12 protein-coding genes are annotated in these 17353 nt (G+C 34.8%); 6 read left to right on the forward strand and 6 right to left on the reverse strand.

The genetic code is table 11. The annotated features are described in order from the left end of the window. Positions 1 to 157 precede the first annotated feature (157 nt). The 4 genes from glmS (at position 158) to EDF66_RS10725 (ending at position 8262) form a co-directional block, all read left to right on the forward strand. Positions 158 to 1999: a glutamine--fructose-6-phosphate transaminase (isomerizing) gene (gene glmS, locus EDF66_RS10710; protein WP_132842530.1), complete on the forward strand. Its 1842-nt coding sequence runs from the start codon at positions 158 to 160 to the stop codon at positions 1997 to 1999. A gap of 4 nt (positions 2000 to 2003) precedes the next feature. Next, entirely contained in the window at positions 2004 to 4190 is a 2187-nt protein-coding gene (locus EDF66_RS10715) for a DUF4954 family protein (RefSeq protein WP_132842532.1), read from the forward strand. Positions 4191 to 4366: 176 nt separating this feature from the next. Then, on the forward strand, positions 4367 to 6370 hold the full coding sequence (locus EDF66_RS10720; protein ID WP_132842533.1) for a DUF3857 domain-containing protein: 2004 nt from the start codon (positions 4367 to 4369) through the stop codon (positions 6368 to 6370). After that, positions 6370 to 8262, forward strand: a complete 1893-nt coding sequence (locus EDF66_RS10725) for a DUF3857 domain-containing protein (protein ID WP_132842535.1) — start codon at positions 6370 to 6372, stop codon at positions 8260 to 8262. The genes EDF66_RS10720 and EDF66_RS10725 overlap by 1 nt, the downstream gene beginning before the upstream one ends. 159 nt (positions 8263 to 8421) lie before the next feature. Here the strand turns inward: EDF66_RS10725 and EDF66_RS10730 are convergent, their stop codons facing one another. Both EDF66_RS10730 and EDF66_RS10735 read right to left on the reverse strand, forming a co-directional pair. Next, positions 8422 to 8694 (reverse strand): hypothetical protein, encoded by a 273-nt coding sequence (locus tag EDF66_RS10730; RefSeq protein ID WP_132773561.1) that lies wholly within the window; start codon positions 8692 to 8694, stop codon positions 8422 to 8424. A 128-nt stretch (positions 8695 to 8822) separates the two neighbouring features. After that, entirely contained in the window at positions 8823 to 9662 is an 840-nt protein-coding gene (locus tag EDF66_RS10735) for an aldo/keto reductase (RefSeq protein WP_132842537.1), read from the reverse strand. A gap of 130 nt (positions 9663 to 9792) precedes the next feature. Here EDF66_RS10735 and EDF66_RS10740 point away from each other — a divergent pair, with 130 nt between their 5' ends. Further along, positions 9793 to 10437: an NAD(P)H-binding protein gene (locus EDF66_RS10740; RefSeq protein ID WP_132842539.1), complete on the forward strand. Its 645-nt coding sequence runs from the start codon at positions 9793 to 9795 to the stop codon at positions 10435 to 10437. A gap of 245 nt (positions 10438 to 10682) precedes the next feature. After that, the gene (locus tag EDF66_RS10745) at positions 10683 to 12896 is read left to right on the forward strand and encodes an NADP-dependent isocitrate dehydrogenase (protein ID WP_132842541.1); all 2214 of its coding nucleotides are present in this window, start codon (positions 10683 to 10685) and stop codon (positions 12894 to 12896) included. Between the two features lie 82 nt (positions 12897 to 12978). Here EDF66_RS10745 and EDF66_RS10750 read toward each other — a convergent pair whose 3' ends face one another. The 4 genes from EDF66_RS10750 to EDF66_RS10765 all read right to left on the reverse strand — a co-directional run bounded on the left by EDF66_RS10750 (position 12979) and on the right by EDF66_RS10765 (position 17351). Then, positions 12979 to 13161, reverse strand: a complete 183-nt coding sequence (locus tag EDF66_RS10750) for a hypothetical protein (protein WP_132842543.1) — start codon at positions 13159 to 13161, stop codon at positions 12979 to 12981. Between the two features lie 141 nt (positions 13162 to 13302). Continuing rightward, positions 13303 to 13743: a MepB family protein gene (locus EDF66_RS10755; RefSeq protein WP_132842544.1), complete on the reverse strand. Its 441-nt coding sequence runs from the start codon at positions 13741 to 13743 to the stop codon at positions 13303 to 13305. A gap of 323 nt (positions 13744 to 14066) precedes the next feature. Next, positions 14067 to 15332, reverse strand: a complete 1266-nt coding sequence (locus tag EDF66_RS10760) for a hypothetical protein (protein WP_132842546.1) — start codon at positions 15330 to 15332, stop codon at positions 14067 to 14069. A gap of 6 nt (positions 15333 to 15338) precedes the next feature. Then, entirely contained in the window at positions 15339 to 17351 is a 2013-nt protein-coding gene (locus EDF66_RS10765; protein ID WP_132842548.1) for a hypothetical protein, read from the reverse strand. Positions 17352 to 17353 lie beyond the last annotated feature (2 nt).

The following is a 17353-nucleotide window of genomic DNA, read 5'->3' on the forward strand; positions in this document are numbered from 1 at the left end:
AAGAAAGCCTTGCAAAACTGCAAGGCTTTCTTCTTTTGTTACTGTTCGTATTTAATTTATGTTAAATTTTGATAAAATTATTTCAAACAATCGATTGCATTAAAAAAAATGCTAATTTTGATTCAATTGTTTAAATTAATAACGTTAATAATAAATTATGTGTGGAATAGTTGGTTACACGGGTCCGCGTCAGGCATTTTCTATCGTGCTTGATGGACTTAAGAGATTAGAATATCGTGGATATGATAGTGCTGGTATAGCATTAGTTCAAGAAAACAAGCTCAATGTTTTTAAAAAAGCAGGTAAAGTAGCAAATTTGGAAACTGCCGTTTCTGGCCATGATGTTAGTTCACATACCGCTATTGGACATACCAGATGGGCTACACACGGTGAGCCTTCCGACAGAAATGCTCATCCACATTATACACCTGATGGTCAAATTGCCATGATTCATAATGGTATTATTGAAAACTATCAAACTATAAAAAATGAATTAATCAGTAAAGGGTATGAGTTTAAAAGCGATACAGATACCGAAGTTTTACTCTATTTTATTTCTGAAATTAAGAAAAATAATGCCTGTAGTTTAGAGGAAGCAGTACGTATTGCTTTAAAACGGGTTGTTGGTGCTTATGTTATTTTATTGATAGAACCGGAACATCCTGAAACTATCATTGCGGCACGTAAAGGAAGTCCATTGGTGATCGGTATTGGTAAAGGAGAGCATTTTCTTGGTTCCGATGCATCTCCAATGTTAGCATATACCAATGAGGTTGTGTATATCAATGATTACGAATTGGCCATTGTTAAACCTGATGAATTAATATTAAAAAATATAGGAAATGAGCGTGTTACACCTTATGTTCAAAAGTTAGATCTGGAATTGGCTGCGATTGAAAAAGGAGGCTATGATCACTTTATGCTCAAAGAAATTATAGAACAGCCGCAAGCTATTTTTGATTCAATGCGTGGACGTTTGGATTTAGATAAACTGACCATTACATTGAGCGGTATTGAACAATATGCAGAGCAGATTTGTAAAGCAAATCGAATAGTTATCGTCTCATGCGGTACAAGTTGGCATGCCGGACTAGTAGCTGAGTATTTAATTGAAGAGCTTTGCCGTATCAATGTTGAAGTGGAGTATGCTTCAGAATTTCGTTATCGAAACCCTATTGTCAATGAAGGAGATGTTATTTTGGCGATATCACAGAGCGGTGAAACAGCTGATACATTGGTTGCCTTAGAAAATGCGAAAAGCAAAGGCGCAATTATATTGGGAGTTGTGAATGTTGTAGGATCATCTATTGCAAGATTATCGCATGCTGGTGCGTATACGCACGCTGGTCCAGAGATTGGAGTGGCTAGTACAAAGGCATTCACTGCGCAGTTAACAGTTCTTGAATTAATAGCAATTAAAATAGCGCATATTAAAAAAACAATTGACGAGCAGCAATATGCACATCTTTTAAAAGAACTGAGTGCAGTTCCAGATAAAGTACAAACGATTTTAGATACGCAACTTCCAAAAATCAGAGAAATAGCTCGTAAATATAAGGACGCAAGAGATTTTCTATATTTAGGTAGAGGATATAATTTCCCTATTGCATTAGAAGGAGCCTTAAAACTAAAGGAAATTACGTATATCCATGCAGAAGGGTATCCGGCAGCAGAGATGAAGCACGGACCTATTGCATTAGTAGATGAAAATCTTCCAGTAGTATTTGTGGCTACCAAGGACCGCTATCATGAGAAAATTGTGAGTAATATTCAGGAAGTGAAGGCTAGAAAAGGTCGTATTATAGCGGTTATTACTGAGGGAGATGAAGTATCAAAAGGGTTGGCGGAAGATTATATCGAAATTCCGGATGCTGATGAAATTGTAGCACCTATTTTATCCGTTATTCCATTGCAATTATTATCATATTATATGGGCGTTGAACGTAATCAAGATGTTGACAAACCTCGTAATCTAGCCAAATCTGTGACTGTTGAATAAAAATATGAGTCAAATAAAAAAAGGTAGCATCACTCGATTAGGTTTTGATTTTATTCCACAGGTATTTATACCAAAAGGGAAAGATGAAAATCATCATCGTTTTGAACAAAATCCACGTTCAGATTATAGGAATTTGACAGTAGAAGAAATCGTCATTCTTATCGAAAATGGTAATAGGGCAGATAATTGGGAGAATATCTTGGTAAGTGAATCATTTATCCCTTATCAAATTAGACAGAGTAATTTCTTTGGGTTGGTTCGAATTGGTCATATGGCACCAACCTATTTAGAATATCGTAATCTTAAACTGGAATCAGGTATTTATAATTGCACTATTGTAAGTTCTGATTTGGGTGATTACGTGGCTATACACCATGTCCGTTATATGTCTCATTTCATTATTGGTAACGATGTTATATTAAGTAACATCAGCGAAATGGAGACGAGTAGTACTGCTAAATTTGGAAATGGAGTTTTACGAGAAGGGGAGGCTGAAGATCTACGGATAGCATTGGAGCTATGTAACGAAAATGGGGTACGCTCTATTCTTCCTTTTGATGGGATGCAAGCAGCGGATGCTTATTTGTGGACACGAAATAGGCAAGATACTGTTTTGCAGCATAGATTTAAGGAGCTGACTGAAAAGAGATTTTCCACAGTACGAGGCACCTATAGTATGATTGGCGATCGCTGTATCATTAAAAATTCGCAGAATATAAAAAATGTGCAAATTGGTTCAGATGCATATATTAAAGGAATCAATAAACTGAAAAATCTTACCATTAATTCTTCGCCCGAAGCATTTACACAAATCGGTGAAGGTTGTGAATTGGTCAATGGAATTGTCGGATATGGATGCCGTATATTCTACGGAGTTAAAGCCGTAAGGTTTATTTTGTCGTCTTTTTCACAATTGAAATATGGCGCTCGTCTTATAAATTCTTTTTTAGGAGATAACTCAACTATTTCGTGTTGCGAAGTTCTAAATTCTTTAATCTTTCCTGCACATGAGCAGCATCATAACAATTCTTTCTTATGCGCGGCAACGATCATGGGGCAGAGCAATATGGCTGCAGGTGCGACAGTTGGTTCCAATCATAATTCTAGAGCTGCAGATGGTGAAATTATTGCAGGGCGGGGTTTCTGGCCAGGCCTATGTGTTAGTTTAAAGCATAATTCAAGATTTGCATCTTATACACTTCTAGCAAAGGGTGATTTTCCATATGAAATGGATATTCCGATTCCATTTTCTTTGGTCAACAATGATGTTAAAAACGATAAATTAATGATCATACCTGGTTATTGGTTTATGTATAATATGTATGCGCTTGTTCGTAATGCAAATAAGTATGCAAGTAGAGATAAACGTTTATTGAAAAATCAATATTTAGAGTATGATATGCTTGCTCCGGATACGATCAATGAGCTTTTCAATTCCTTGCGCATCATTGAATTGGCAGTTGGTTCACAGATAAATGAAGAGAGCAATTCACTCACCAAAGAAGAAATTATTCGAGCTGGTAGAGCAAAATTGACTGGACCGCTAGATCAGATACCTACATCAGTTCTTGTAAAAGGATTTGAACATTCGAAAAGGAAAGTTGAATTGGTCAAAATTGGCACTGCTTATCCACTTTTTAAGCGTTTTATCCAATACTACGGAACCATTCATATGATTGACTTTTTAGAAACTCATAGCTTTGAAGAGTTGAAAAATGAGATGACAAATAGTCAACGCCTAGAGTGGGTAAATATCGGTGGGCAATTGATAGAAAAAAATGCTATTGATCAATTGCTTCGTGAAATTAAATCAGGCAAGATTGATGATTGGGAAGATATCCATAAATATTATCATGAATTGAGTCGATCTTACTTAGAAACAAAAAGGGCGCATGCATTTGCATCGTTACTCGAAATTACAGACGTAACATCGGAATCTATATCGGTTGAAATTGTGCAAGCTTGGCTGAAAGAAGCGATCTCGCATCGAACATGGATGGTTGATGAAATTTACGCAAGTAGGGCGAAAGATTACGAGAATCCTTTTCGAAATATGGTATACAACAGTGAAGAGGAACGTGATTTGGTTGTTGGCAAGTTATCTGAGAATAGTTTTATTTTGCAGCAACGTGACGAGCTCAATGGCTTTATAAAATGTGTCCATAAATTAATTTCAAAACTGTCGAATTAGACGATAATATAAAAACAAAATATAAATCTTTCAAAATAGAACAATAGATGGTTGATAAATATTTTATGTAGTTATATTATTCATATTTTCAGGAAACAATTTAAGTTTAAAACGATATTTAATAGCTATTAAATATCGTTTTATTATTTATATTTGCATGACCAATTATAAATAAAATGCCATATAAAAAAGTATTATTAGTTTTTCTGATGTTATTTACCATCAGTCACTATCAGGTTTCTGCACAAAAAAAAGAAAAAATCGAATATAAGTTTGGCAAAATTCAACCTGAAGAATTTTCAATTATGCCATCAGATGCGGACTCTGCCGCTTCAGCCATTAAATTGTTTGACATCGGTAACTGTTATTTTGAATTAAGTCCTGCTTCAAAATCATTTGTCTATGTATATGAAAGACACGTGCGTTATAAAATCATTAATAAAAATGGGTATGATTACGCAAATCATACTATTGGATTGTATAAAAGTAATTCACAGTCCAAGGAAACGTTAGATAATATGAGCGCAGCTACCTATAATATGGTGGATGGTGTCATGAAAACAGACAAAATTGATAAAGATTCAAAATTTACGGAAGAAGTAAATAAGAATGTTATCCAGAAAAAATTTACACTACCTAATGTAAAAGAAGGATCTATAATTGAATATAAGTATAAGATTAAATCGGATTTCATTTTTAATCTTCGCGGATGGAGTTTCCAAAGTGAAATTCCGACCCGTTGGTCCGAATATACAGTAACTATTCCAGAGTATTTTGATTATAAATTCAGTAGAAATGGATATTATGATATTGCACATCCTATGCACGAAACCGTTAATGCAAGTTACGTTTCCGGTGTTCAATCTGCTGCGATTCGTGATCGCTTTGTGGCAGAAAATATGCCCGCTCTGAAGGACGAACCTTTTATTTCAAGCCTAGATGATTATCGACCTTCTATAGATTTTGAACTTCGATCCACCAATTTCCCTGGACAGTTTTTTGTTGATTATACAGGATCATGGCCAAAGATTATCAGTTCTTTGCTAGAAGATGAAAATTTTGGACGCTATATAGAGAAAACAAGCTTCGCTAAAAATAATTTGAAATCTATCATTAAAGCTGAAAACGATTCTTTGGCAAATGCAAAATCAATTTTTAAATATGTTAAGGATAATCTTAAGTGGAATGAGAAGTACAATTTTTATACTACGGAAACAAATCCTAAGACAATTTTTGAGAAAAAAACAGGAAATTCAGCCGATTTAAATTTGGTGCTGATCAACTTTCTGAAAGAAGCGAATTACAGTGTTTATCCAGTGTTAATTAGTACACGTTCCAATGGGAAACATCCAGGATACCCAATCATAAGTAAATTTGATAATGTTGTGGCTGCGGTAGAAATTGGAGGCAAATCATACTTTCTCGATGCAACGGTTAAGGACATGCCATTTGGAATGATGAATTATCAAAATTTAAATCATGAGGGTTTCTTGATCAATGTTGGTGAAAAAAGTGGTGGGTGGATCAGCACTGAAACGCTTTTCGGAGATGAGAGCATGCATGTGTATAATCTCGTGTTAGATAAAGAAAACCGATTAAAAGGTAGTGTAACCAATTATTTCAATGGATATGCCGGTTTAAGTGCTCGCAACAGCTACAGGACTGCCATCAATGAAGAAGATTATATCAAGAACCTGAAAAAAAATAAAACGGGATTAGAGCTTAATAACTTCAAGATCTTAAATCTGGATAGTCTAGATGATCGATTGATTGAAACGATGGATGTTGAGATAGAAGATAATGTGGAAGAAGCTGGAGATCTGGTTTATTTCACACCTTTACTTTTCGAACGAACAAAGGAAAATCCATTGAAACATGAGGAAAGACTTTTTCCTGTAGATTTCGCTCATCCGATACTTGAAAATTGCCGTGTAGTCATTAATTTTCCTGAAGATTATCAGATTGATAAACTTCCTAAGGGCGGCATTTTTAAACTTCCTGAAGATGTCGGCTCCTTTTCGATATCATATTTAATCGATGGCCAGACACTTCTAATAAAAAGTGCTATTCATATCAATAAGTCGATGTACAGTTCAGAAGAGTATTTCTATCTTAAAGAACTTTTCGCCGCTATTGTAGAGAAGCAAGCAGAAAAAATTGTATTTAAAAAGAAGGTATAATGAAGTATACATTGGGTTTAATGGCATTGCTGTTTTTTTCTCACGCTAATGCACAGACAAATTGGGATGTGGCAAATATCCACGAAGCGCTTAAAAAAGATGCCACTATTGTTATTAGAAATGAAGAACAGTTCCTCGATATTAAAGGCATCAATGCTGCAAAATATGATTATAAAATAACTGCAACCATTTTTAGCAAAGCAGGTGATGACTTTGCTGCAATGGAAGAAGTTTACGATAAGTTTTCTACTATTTATAATATAAAAGCGGTTTTGTATGATGCCACCGGTAAGAAGATTAAGGAATATAAATCCTCTGATATAAAAGATCAAAGCTTGATATCTGGTTTTTCAATATTTGAGGACAATAGGCTAAAGAGTCTGAAATTTGTAAGTATTAGTTATCCGTATACCATTGAATATAGTTTTAGCCAAGATTTTAAAGGATTACTTTATTTTCCCCAGTGGCGCGATCTAAAAGATTTTGGTGTTTCCGTAGAAAAATCAAGTTATTGTATTCAAAAAGATAAAAATTATCAAATGAAATACCTCTCGAGTACAGGGTTGAAAGTTGATTCGACCAGTATTGGAGGTAAAATACGTTATAAATGGGAGAGTAGTCAAGTACCTGCTTTAGCTAAAGAACCGATGGCTATAGGGATTGATAATCTAAGTTCCTGGGTTAAAGCCTCTCCGAACTTATTTGAATATGATGGCTCCACCGGTAATTTTGATAACTGGAATAATTTTGGACAATGGATTTATAAGCTTAATGAAGGTGGAAATCAATTACCTGAAGCATTTAAAATTAAGATTCGCGATTTAACACAAGCAGCACGGACTCCAGAAGAAAAGATGCGCATCCTGTATCAATATCTGCAACAGAATACACGTTATGTCAGTGTGCAATTGGGTATTGGCGGATTTAGACCTGTATTGGCCGAGAAAGTAGCTACAGTTAATTATGGTGATTGTAAGGGGCTGTCCAATTTTATGAAAGCGATGCTGAATGAAGTGGGAATTAATTCACATTTAGTGATGATTGGAAATGGCAAACCTAGTTTAAACGCTCAATACTCAAGTATCGGGCAGGCTAATCATATGATATTAGCTGTACCGATAGGGAAGGACACTACCTTTCTGGAGTGCACGAGCCCTTATTATCCGATGGGATTTATTGGTTACGGAAATTCAAATAGAAACGTACTGTTGGTGACTGAAGCTGGTGGAAAACTTGTAAAGACGCCAGCTTATAATGCCTCACAAAACTATCAGGTGAGTAAAACAAAAATTAAATTTAACAATGAAAATGATATTGATGTATTGATCAACACATCATATGGTAATTCTCAATTTGAAGATAATTTACGAAAAACAGTTTTAGAACCAAGTGAACAGAAAAAAAGAGCATTAGAAAATAGCAATATTCCTATTGAAACATTTGGTTATTATAAATGTGATCAAAAAGATAAAACTAAACCTGAGTTAGTAGAGGAGTTATCATTTAAATCAAAACCATTATTAAGTAAGGGTGGTGATAAATATTTTCTGTTACTGAATCAAATGAATAGAAGGGAAGCTGTACCTATTAAGATTGCAGATCGAAAAACATTTTTTTCCGTTCCTTATGCGTATGAAGATAAAGATGAGATCGTTTTCGAATTGCCACAAGGCTATCAGATAGACTTTATTCCAAAAGATATACTGATCGAATCAGATTTCGGTATTTACACGGCGACATTTGAGAAAAAAGATGGTCTTCTTATCTACAGCCGAACTCAGAAAATGAATGATAAAATATATCCACCAGAAAAATACAGTGAGTATGTTGATTTTTATAAAAAAATAGTTCAGGCAGATAAGCAGAAAGCTGTTATTACAAAAACGTTATAATTTATTTAAACTGATATAATAAATTAAAAAGCTGTAAGGAAACTTTGATATCCTTACAGCTTTGTAAATATAAATACCTGGTTTTATATGTGATCAATAAATAATCTGAGCCAGTGTTGTCTGTGATTATTAATCAATTTTGATGCACGATCATAATAATTAATCATCCAAATCCGCCATGTAGATGTCATGTACGACAAATTTAACTTGTGCATTAGGTAATAGCATATCCATGACATCTTCCGAATCTATTGGATACAAAGTTTCACTATCTGCATCAAGCATTTCAGAATCAGGTATGAGCTCAAAGAATGTAATTCCATTGCTCTGTGATAATTCCTCCACTTTTATGCAGACAACATCTTGATTTTTCCAATTTGACCAGATGGTTTTATTGAACAGTTGATATGGATTTTTTTCTGAATTAGACATGTATGCAAACATAGTCAATCACATCTCTACAACAAAATTTATTCTTAACTAAGAGTCCTGGTCACCTTGGTACAGATGTAAATTATACACAAACAAGACCCGTGTAGCACTTTAAGTACAATTCTTTTTTAGAATGGCACCTCTGCTGGGTTGAGTCCTGAAAAACCTAAGTCCCCCATATTTTTAATTGATGCTATATCTTCAGCAGTCAATTCAAAATTTGATAGGTCAAGATTTGCCTTGATATTGATCGGATTAGTAGATTTTGGTAAAGGATTAATACCCTCCTGTAGTGCAAATTTAATGCAGATCTGGCCGACACTAACGTTATACTTTTGCGCTAACGAAAGCAATACTTCATTGTCAAGAATTCGACCTGATCCAAGAGGTGACCAAGCTTGTACCAAAATGTTGTTTTCTTTACAGTACGAAACTGTTTCTTCCTGTAAATACCCAGGGTGAAATTCCAGTTGATTGACAGCTGGTTTAATTTGTACTGTCTTCAAAAGGGTTTCAACATATTTCTTAGGAAAATTACTTAGACCAATAGCTTTGACTCTTCCATCAACATATAATTTTTCAAAAGCTCTCCAGGTATCAGCATTAATTTCTGCCCAATTTTCAAATTGTGCTTCATTAGCCGGCCAATGAATAAGGTATAAATCAACATAAGTTAAATTGAGTAAAGCTAGTGATTTTTCAAATGCAGTTAATGTGTTCTCATATCCACGGTCCGCGTTCCATAATTTTGTCGTAATAAAAAGATCATCACGATCAATTCCACTATCTTGAATGGCCTTTCCAACGCTTTTTTCGTTACCATATACGGCAGCAGTATCGATATGAATATAACCCGCATTTAATGCCTCAGCTACCGCGTTATAGGCAGGCGCACCATCTTCGATTTGCCAGGTTCCGAAACCGATAGCAGGAATCTTAATCCCGTTGTTTAATGTATATGTAGTCATGTATTAAAGTTATTTGTAAATAATAAATCTAAAATTAACGATTCTAACAGGCAATCTCAGTCCCTCCGTTTATTTTAGTGAGAATTTGACAACATAATGAAATATGGAAACGAATCATTATATTTAATACATGGAAGCAATTGTTATTGGAGGAAGTGGAGCTACAGGAAGAGAACTGGTTAGGCTATTATTAGAAGATGTACGCTTCACTAAAGTACGTGTATTAGTACGTAAAGCTTATTTTGAAGAACAGGATAAGTTAGAGGAAATTATTGTCGATTTTGACAAATTATCATCTTATCACCAAGTTATAAAAGGAGAAGTTGCATTTTCATGTCTTGGCACAACTTTAAAAGATGCAGGAAGTAAAGGTGCACAATGGCATATAGATTACGATTATCCACTGGATTTTGCACAGCTAGCTTTCAACAATGGAGTATCCCATTTTGTTCTATTATCAGCAATAGGAGCAGATGCAAAATCCAGTATTTTCTATAATCGTATGAAAGGAAGTTTAGAAGAAGCAATCAAAAAAATTGGGTTTAAACACCTTATGATATTGCAACCAGGCTTTATAGAAAGACCTAATTCAAATCGATTTGGAGAAAAGGTCGGACTGAAAGCAATTACTTTTTTTAATTCATTAGGTTTTTTTCGGCATTATGCGCCTATTAAAACGCATCAGCTCGCTCAAGCAATGATAGAAAGTGTTTTTTCATATGGATCAAACGTTCAAGTAATTTCATTAAAAGAAATGAGGGCACTAACTAAGTAATTAGATGTAGGCTGTAGTGCGTATAGGATATAAGTGCACATGCATCTGAAAAGAAAGGTAATAGACAAATATAATTGTGTTTAATCCAGTCATGCCAACATTTTACTTTTAACCGTCATAATTCAACCTTTTGTAGCGATTTAAATTTCAATTTCCTATCTTTAGGCGAATTTTGAATCAGCCTCAGCGCTCGTTTTGAATTTCAATTTTGTTTAAGCAAATTAAAAGATTTCAATAAAAAAATTATGTCATCTAAAATCATTTACACCAAGACAGATGAAGCGCCATTGTTGGCGACTTACTCATTCTTACCTATTGTACAAGCATTCGCCAAAACAGCTGATATCGATGTTGAATTAAGAGATATTTCTCTTGCAGGTCGTATTTTAGCAAACTTTTCAGATGTATTAAGCGCAGATCAGAAAGTAGCTGATGCTTTAGCTGAATTAGGGCAGTTGGCAACAACTCCAGAAGCTAATATCATCAAATTACCAAATATTTCAGCTTCCATTCCGCAATTAAAGGGAGCAATTGCTGAATTGCAGGCAGCAGGTTATGCGATACCAAATTTCCCTGACAATCCAGAAACTGCAGCAGAAACTGAGATTAAGGCAAAGTATGCAAAAGTATTAGGTTCAGCTGTAAATCCAGTTTTACGTGAAGGAAACTCTGACCGCCGTGCGCCAAAAGCTGTTAAGAATTATGCTAAAGCAAACCCGCATTCAATGGGTGCTTGGTCAGCAGATTCTAAGACACGCGTAGCGTCCATGTCTCACGGTGATTTTTATGAGACTGAGCAATCAGTAACAGTAGAAAACGCAGGACAGTTCAAAATTGAATTTGTTAATGCAGCGGGTACCGCTACAGAATTAAAAGGTTTATCTCCATTAAAGGCAGGTGAAGTAATTGATTCATCAGTAATGAGCTTAAATGCATTAAAAGGTTTTGTTGCAGATACAATTGCTGCGGCTAAAGCTGAAGGTGTTTTATTATCTGCTCATTTAAAAGCAACGATGATGAAAGTATCAGATCCTATTATTTTTGGTGCTATCGTAGAGGTTTATTTTAAAGATGTATTTGCTAAATATGGTGAATTATTCAACTCTTTAGGTATCAATAAAAATAATGGTTTAGGAGAAGTATTTGCAAAAATATCGGGTAATCCGCAAGAGGCAGAAGTTAAAGCAGCTATTGAAGCCGCTATCGCGAATGGTCCAGATTTAGCAATGGTAAACTCTGATAAAGGTATTACGAACTTACATGTGCCTTCAGATGTGATCGTTGATGCATCTATGCCAGCGATGATCCGTACTTCGGGACAGATGTGGAATAAAGAAGGAAAATCGCAAGATACCATCGCTATTATTCCAGATCGTTCTTATGCAGGAGTGTATGAAGCAACTATTGAAGATTGTAAAGAAAATGGCGCATTAGACCCTACAACTATGGGTTCTGTTCCCAACGTGGGTTTAATGGCTCAAAAAGCTGAAGAATATGGTTCACATGATAAAACTTTCCAGGCATCAGAAAACGGTTCGATCCGTGTAGTAGATGCAAATGGAAATGTTTTGATGGAACAAAGAGTTGAAACTGGTGATATCTTCCGCATGTGTCAAACTAAAGATGCACCTATTCAAGACTGGGTAAAATTGGCGGTTAACCGCGCGCGCTTATCGGCTACACCTGCAGTGTTCTGGTTAGATGAAAATCGTGCCCATGATAGAGAAATCATCAAAAAAGTTGAGAAATATTTAGGTGATTTTGATACAAATGGATTAGATATTTTTGTTATGAATCCTGTTGAGGCAACTAAATTTTCTTTAGACCGTATCCGCGAAGGATTAGATACAATTTCTGTAACGGGTAACGTATTACGTGATTATTTAACAGATTTATTTCCTATTTTAGAAGTTGGTACATCTGCAAAAATGCTTTCTATCGTTCCTTTAATGAATGGTGGAGGTTTATTTGAAACAGGTGCTGGTGGTTCTGCTCCAAAACATGTTGAACAATTCTTACAAGAAGGTTATTTACGTTGGGATTCTCTAGGTGAGTTTTTAGCTTTAGGAGCATCTTTAGAGCATTTGTCACAAACACAGAATAATGCGCAGGCATTAGTTTTGGCAGAAGCATTGGATGTGGCAACAGAAAAATTCTTAGCGAATGATAAATCTCCAGCACGTAAAGTAGGTCAAATCGATAACCGTGGTTCTCACTACTATTTGACAGCTTATTGGGCTGAAGCTTTAGCTGCACAAACAAAGGATAGCGTACTCGCAGCGAAGTTTGCACCTTTAGCTAAATCATTAGCTGAAAATGAGGCTAAGATCAACGAAGAGTTGATAGGTGCTCAAGGTAAAGCACAAAACATTGGTGGTTATTATTTCCCCAATGATGATTTGGCTACAGCCGCTATGCGTCCTTCGCAAACATTAAATAATGCAATCGCTTCTTTATAGTCGTGATTTTATAAATAAAAAGGCTCCATTCATCATGAATGGAGCCTTTTTATTTATAAAAATTATAAAGTATGGTGGAATACTAATTTTTGTTCTTCATTAAATTCATTTCGAATATAACCTGTTCTAAGGTCTCTTCATTAACAATAGGTACTTGTTGGATTTTTAGCATATTATGCGATTTTGTATCCTTGTCGAGTAAATGAAAATTAGACCTCACAAAAGGATGAGCATTTGGTTTTTTAGAATCCTTATTTTCATTCATAATGGAATGATTTCTATTTTTATTTCGAAATGGATGCATAATGATTCAATTATGTCTGTAATTGGTATTTACAATTTACATAAAATAAATGAAAAGTACAATAGATTAGAATCTTGAAAATAATTTTTTAAAATTACCCCATCATAAGGTTAATAGTTGTTTAGCTTTTTTTAAGTCAACCTCTTCACCTGCAAGAATCTCTATAAAGTATAATTTTTGCCAAAGTTGTGTTTCTTTAGCCTGTTTATTCTCGGCGATATCCCAATTTGGATAGACTCTAAAACCTCGTTTACCAGCTTTACATTCACCTCTCAAGATACCATGTTTTAACAGAATGCTTCTAGGGAATATAAACAATCCAACATCATTATCTTTTCGGGTAGCTATTATATAAAAATCAATAGGGTTACTACCTGCATACGGAGTCGTAATTCCAGCTGCATCCCTATACCATAAGGTAACGAATTGACCAATCTTTTTAGGTGTTATCTTGGCTTTCCTATACTTAATTTTCAAATGGTCTAGATCAAAATTTTGAGCATCATATTCTTGACTTTCTCGTTCATATTTTCTATGTGCCATTGTTAATCCACAGGGCTGAAAAATAAATGTATTGATGAGCTGAATCTCCGTAGAGGTAAGGGTAATATCTTGCAATGTGATGTATATAATAATTTAAAAAGCTTATTTATATGAAATGGATTATGCATTTGAAGAATTGCTTGAACATGGTAAGCAGTTTCAAACTTTGTTAAAACTTGTATTGTTGCAAATATAAAGAGACTTGTGCAGATCTTTTTAAAGCGAGTGATATTAGCATAGTATATAACCTTAGATATAACAAAAAACAGACAGTATTTTTTAAGTACTGTCTGTTTTCATGAAACCAAATATGACTACTAGTACTAGTAGGTGATTTCTCCCTTTATAGCAAGTTTGTTTTTATCCATAAGAGTAGTTGTCATTGTAGCGCTGACTTTGCTCTGTTTTAATTTACTAAATGGATATATTGTCCACTTTTCTGGCCATGCATTAAAATCAATAAAGAAGTAAAAAGGGTGTTGAGTTCTTTCATTTTGAATCCGATCAGGAGATCGTTCAGAAGTTGTATTTAACAAGTATGAATCGATATGTGCTTTATGAAATTGATAAAACATTTTACCAGGAAGGGACGCAGCTAATGGCTCGTTATATTTCCAGGTATGTACAATATAAGGAACAGCAATTTCTGTCACTTTTATTTCTTCTATAGCATTAAAATCATCATCATAAGCATATGCAATCGACGTGTCTTTTTGGATGACACTATCGGTTTTAATCTCTAAATCCAAATAATTAGCATAATTCTTCTTTAACTGTTCCTGATTGAATCCTGTATACTTGCTCATAATCTGGGATAACAAAGGAAGATCATTTAGCGACAATAAACTCCAAAAGGTAACAATTTGATTAGCTGTATCTATCTTTCTTACCTGAAGGTTCTGTTCTATACTTTCAGATAACAACCACTGTCCAGTAATGGCTGTCTTATGTTTCGTAACAGTAGCTTCAGCCATTAAACTTTTGTCTTTTAGGGCATAACCAATATGTTTTTTGGTCAAAGCATGTTCAAAGCCTTTAAAAGAACCGATCTGTACCCATGCATCTTGATTTTTTAACAGTGCACGGAGCTCATTAAAATCCGAATTAGGATCAAGTCCAATCGAATAAACAAGATGATTATGATCAAACAGTACTTTAATATGTTTTGCTATATTAACACTGACAATACCTTGTTTTTTATCTACAAAATTAATTGCCTTCGGATATTGGTTTGCAAAAAAAGAAAAACAATCATCATAGTTCGATACAGCTAATATTCCGCAGAATTGATTTTTCTGTGTATCAGTACTAAATAAAAACAGACGGGCTGGAATAGATATTCCCGAATTCCATACGATTTTTTTTATCAAGTCTTCACCACCTTCTATTCCTGTAGAACGGGTATCAAAGCTCAAGAGCTGAGATACATTATCCAACAGTAAGTCATCAACAGCAATGGAGAGAATACCGGTACTTGATTGACTGACATATTGTTTTTCAATCCTATTTTTACGGACAGTATAAGTCACCCATAGGAACGATATAAGTATAAGTAATAGCGAGCAGATGATAATTGTAATCCTTTTCATGTATAATTAATTAGCGATTTTACTATCCATGTTCTGCATGATATGTTTTAAAATATACTGTAATGCATTTTTATCCTCTTTTGGCAATTCTATAGAAAGTTCACCAGAGAATTGACGATTTTTTAACGTACTTCCTCTTAATTGAATATCGCCGTAAGTCGATAGGTCTTTCATTGTTTGTTGCAATGAAGCAGTTACTGGTACTTCTAGTTTATGGACTACTTCAGGAATAGCATTCGCGTGAACAACCAAATTGAATGGGTTAGCAAGTAAATCCTTTTTCACTTTTGCATTTTTAGTACCTTTAAAACGGTTTTGTTCAATAGAAGTTAATTGTTCTACATCACTACCTACAAATACAAGATCTTCCTTGAAAAGGATATAGATTGGTTTTATATTTTTCTGCTCAGCAATTTTGTAAATACCATTTTCCAAAGTTACTTCTTGTTTTTTTACAGCGAAGTCAAGTGTACGTTTATACAATCTTTGATCTTGAGAAGTAAACATCCATAAGAAATTAGGTACATACTCATCTTTCATTTTCGTAATTTCTTTGTAATTGTAATCATCATCATACTCATAGGTTACATACTCTTTATTAACCTTTTGAAGATCATTTAAGAAAAAAGCATGGTCACCTTTCATCACTTTACCGATTGCTTTCTCATCTAGTGCAATTTCTAAAGCTGTAGCGCCAATGGTGACAACGTCACTATATTCGCCAGCAATGGGAGCATACCAACGATTCACAAGGGCTGGCAGTTGTTTTAGATAAGCTTCCGTATTAATATTTACGGCAGCATATGCTAAATGGTTTTCAGGGATATATTTTGCAAATTTCTTGTTGATTTTACCATTGTACAACGGTTTGAAAATCTTTGCCATTTCAGCATCGACTCCCAAAGTTCCAGTAAACTTAATCGTATGCTGATCCTGGATTAAATCAAATGTACCTTCCTCATATCCATATTTAAATTTATCCATATCAATACCATAGGCCAATTTTAACACATCATAAGGCAATGCACCTTGATATAATTTATCTACATTGGGCACCCACAGACGAATCAGATGTTTGTTATCTGTTAATTTGATCGCTTTATTGTTTGCCATGTTGCTCTTAGGATCTAAGTAGCCATTAAAGTCATTTGCAAGCCATGTTCCAAATAATTTATTTTTAATAGAATCATTTTTAGCTTCTCGAGCTTGATTTAGAAGATAAAGTGAGTCCGACTCCAAATCGTAAGCCTCTACTGTGTCTACTGAATCATCCCATTGATCTGCGGATATGGCTATAGTCGAATCAACAACAGCTTCAACGGCCTCCATTTCAGCTTCGCTTATTTCTTCTAATACGTTCACGGTATCAGGTAAAATTTCCTCTTCACTCTCAAAAGTTTCTTCTTCCATAGCCTCCACAGCTTCTTCAGCAGCAGCCGTAGCTGCGGTTGCCGCATCACCTAATGCTTCATTATAGGTCCAGGTGTCCGTCGCATAAGAGCCAAGATCTAAGCCGTAACGGTCTGCTACATCTTTCATTTGAAAGTATTGACTGTGTACATCACCTGTGAGAATAAACATTGTTTCTGAATTCCAGGCAACCTGTGTTTTACCATCTTTTGAAACTCTTCTTTCATATCCATTATATATTGGAAGAACTTCATATTGTGAAAACATATGTTGTTTAACCTGATGGTTTGCTTTCAGGGGAAGTAAAATTCCAATGTAGTGTAAACTATCGGTATTTGCACGGTAAACATAAGCCTGTTTATCTAGATTAAAATCCAGCTCTTTTAGGTTTTTGATTGGAAAATCCATGTTTTTGGCCTGTTCAAATGCACCTAGTTTAGTTAGTGTTTCGTTTAGCAGTTCCATAGAACTTTGTTCTACGATAGCTTTATTATTAATAGAAACAACAAAGTCGGCATGAGCCGGTATTTTGCTGGTCAGTTCTTGAGCTGTAGCCTCCATTCCTGCAAAAGCAGATAATGCTAACAAGGGTAAGAATTTAATATTCATGT

The organism is Sphingobacterium sp. JUb20 (assembly GCF_004342035.1).
Lineage (GTDB): Bacteria > Bacteroidota > Bacteroidia > Sphingobacteriales > Sphingobacteriaceae > Sphingobacterium > Sphingobacterium anhuiense.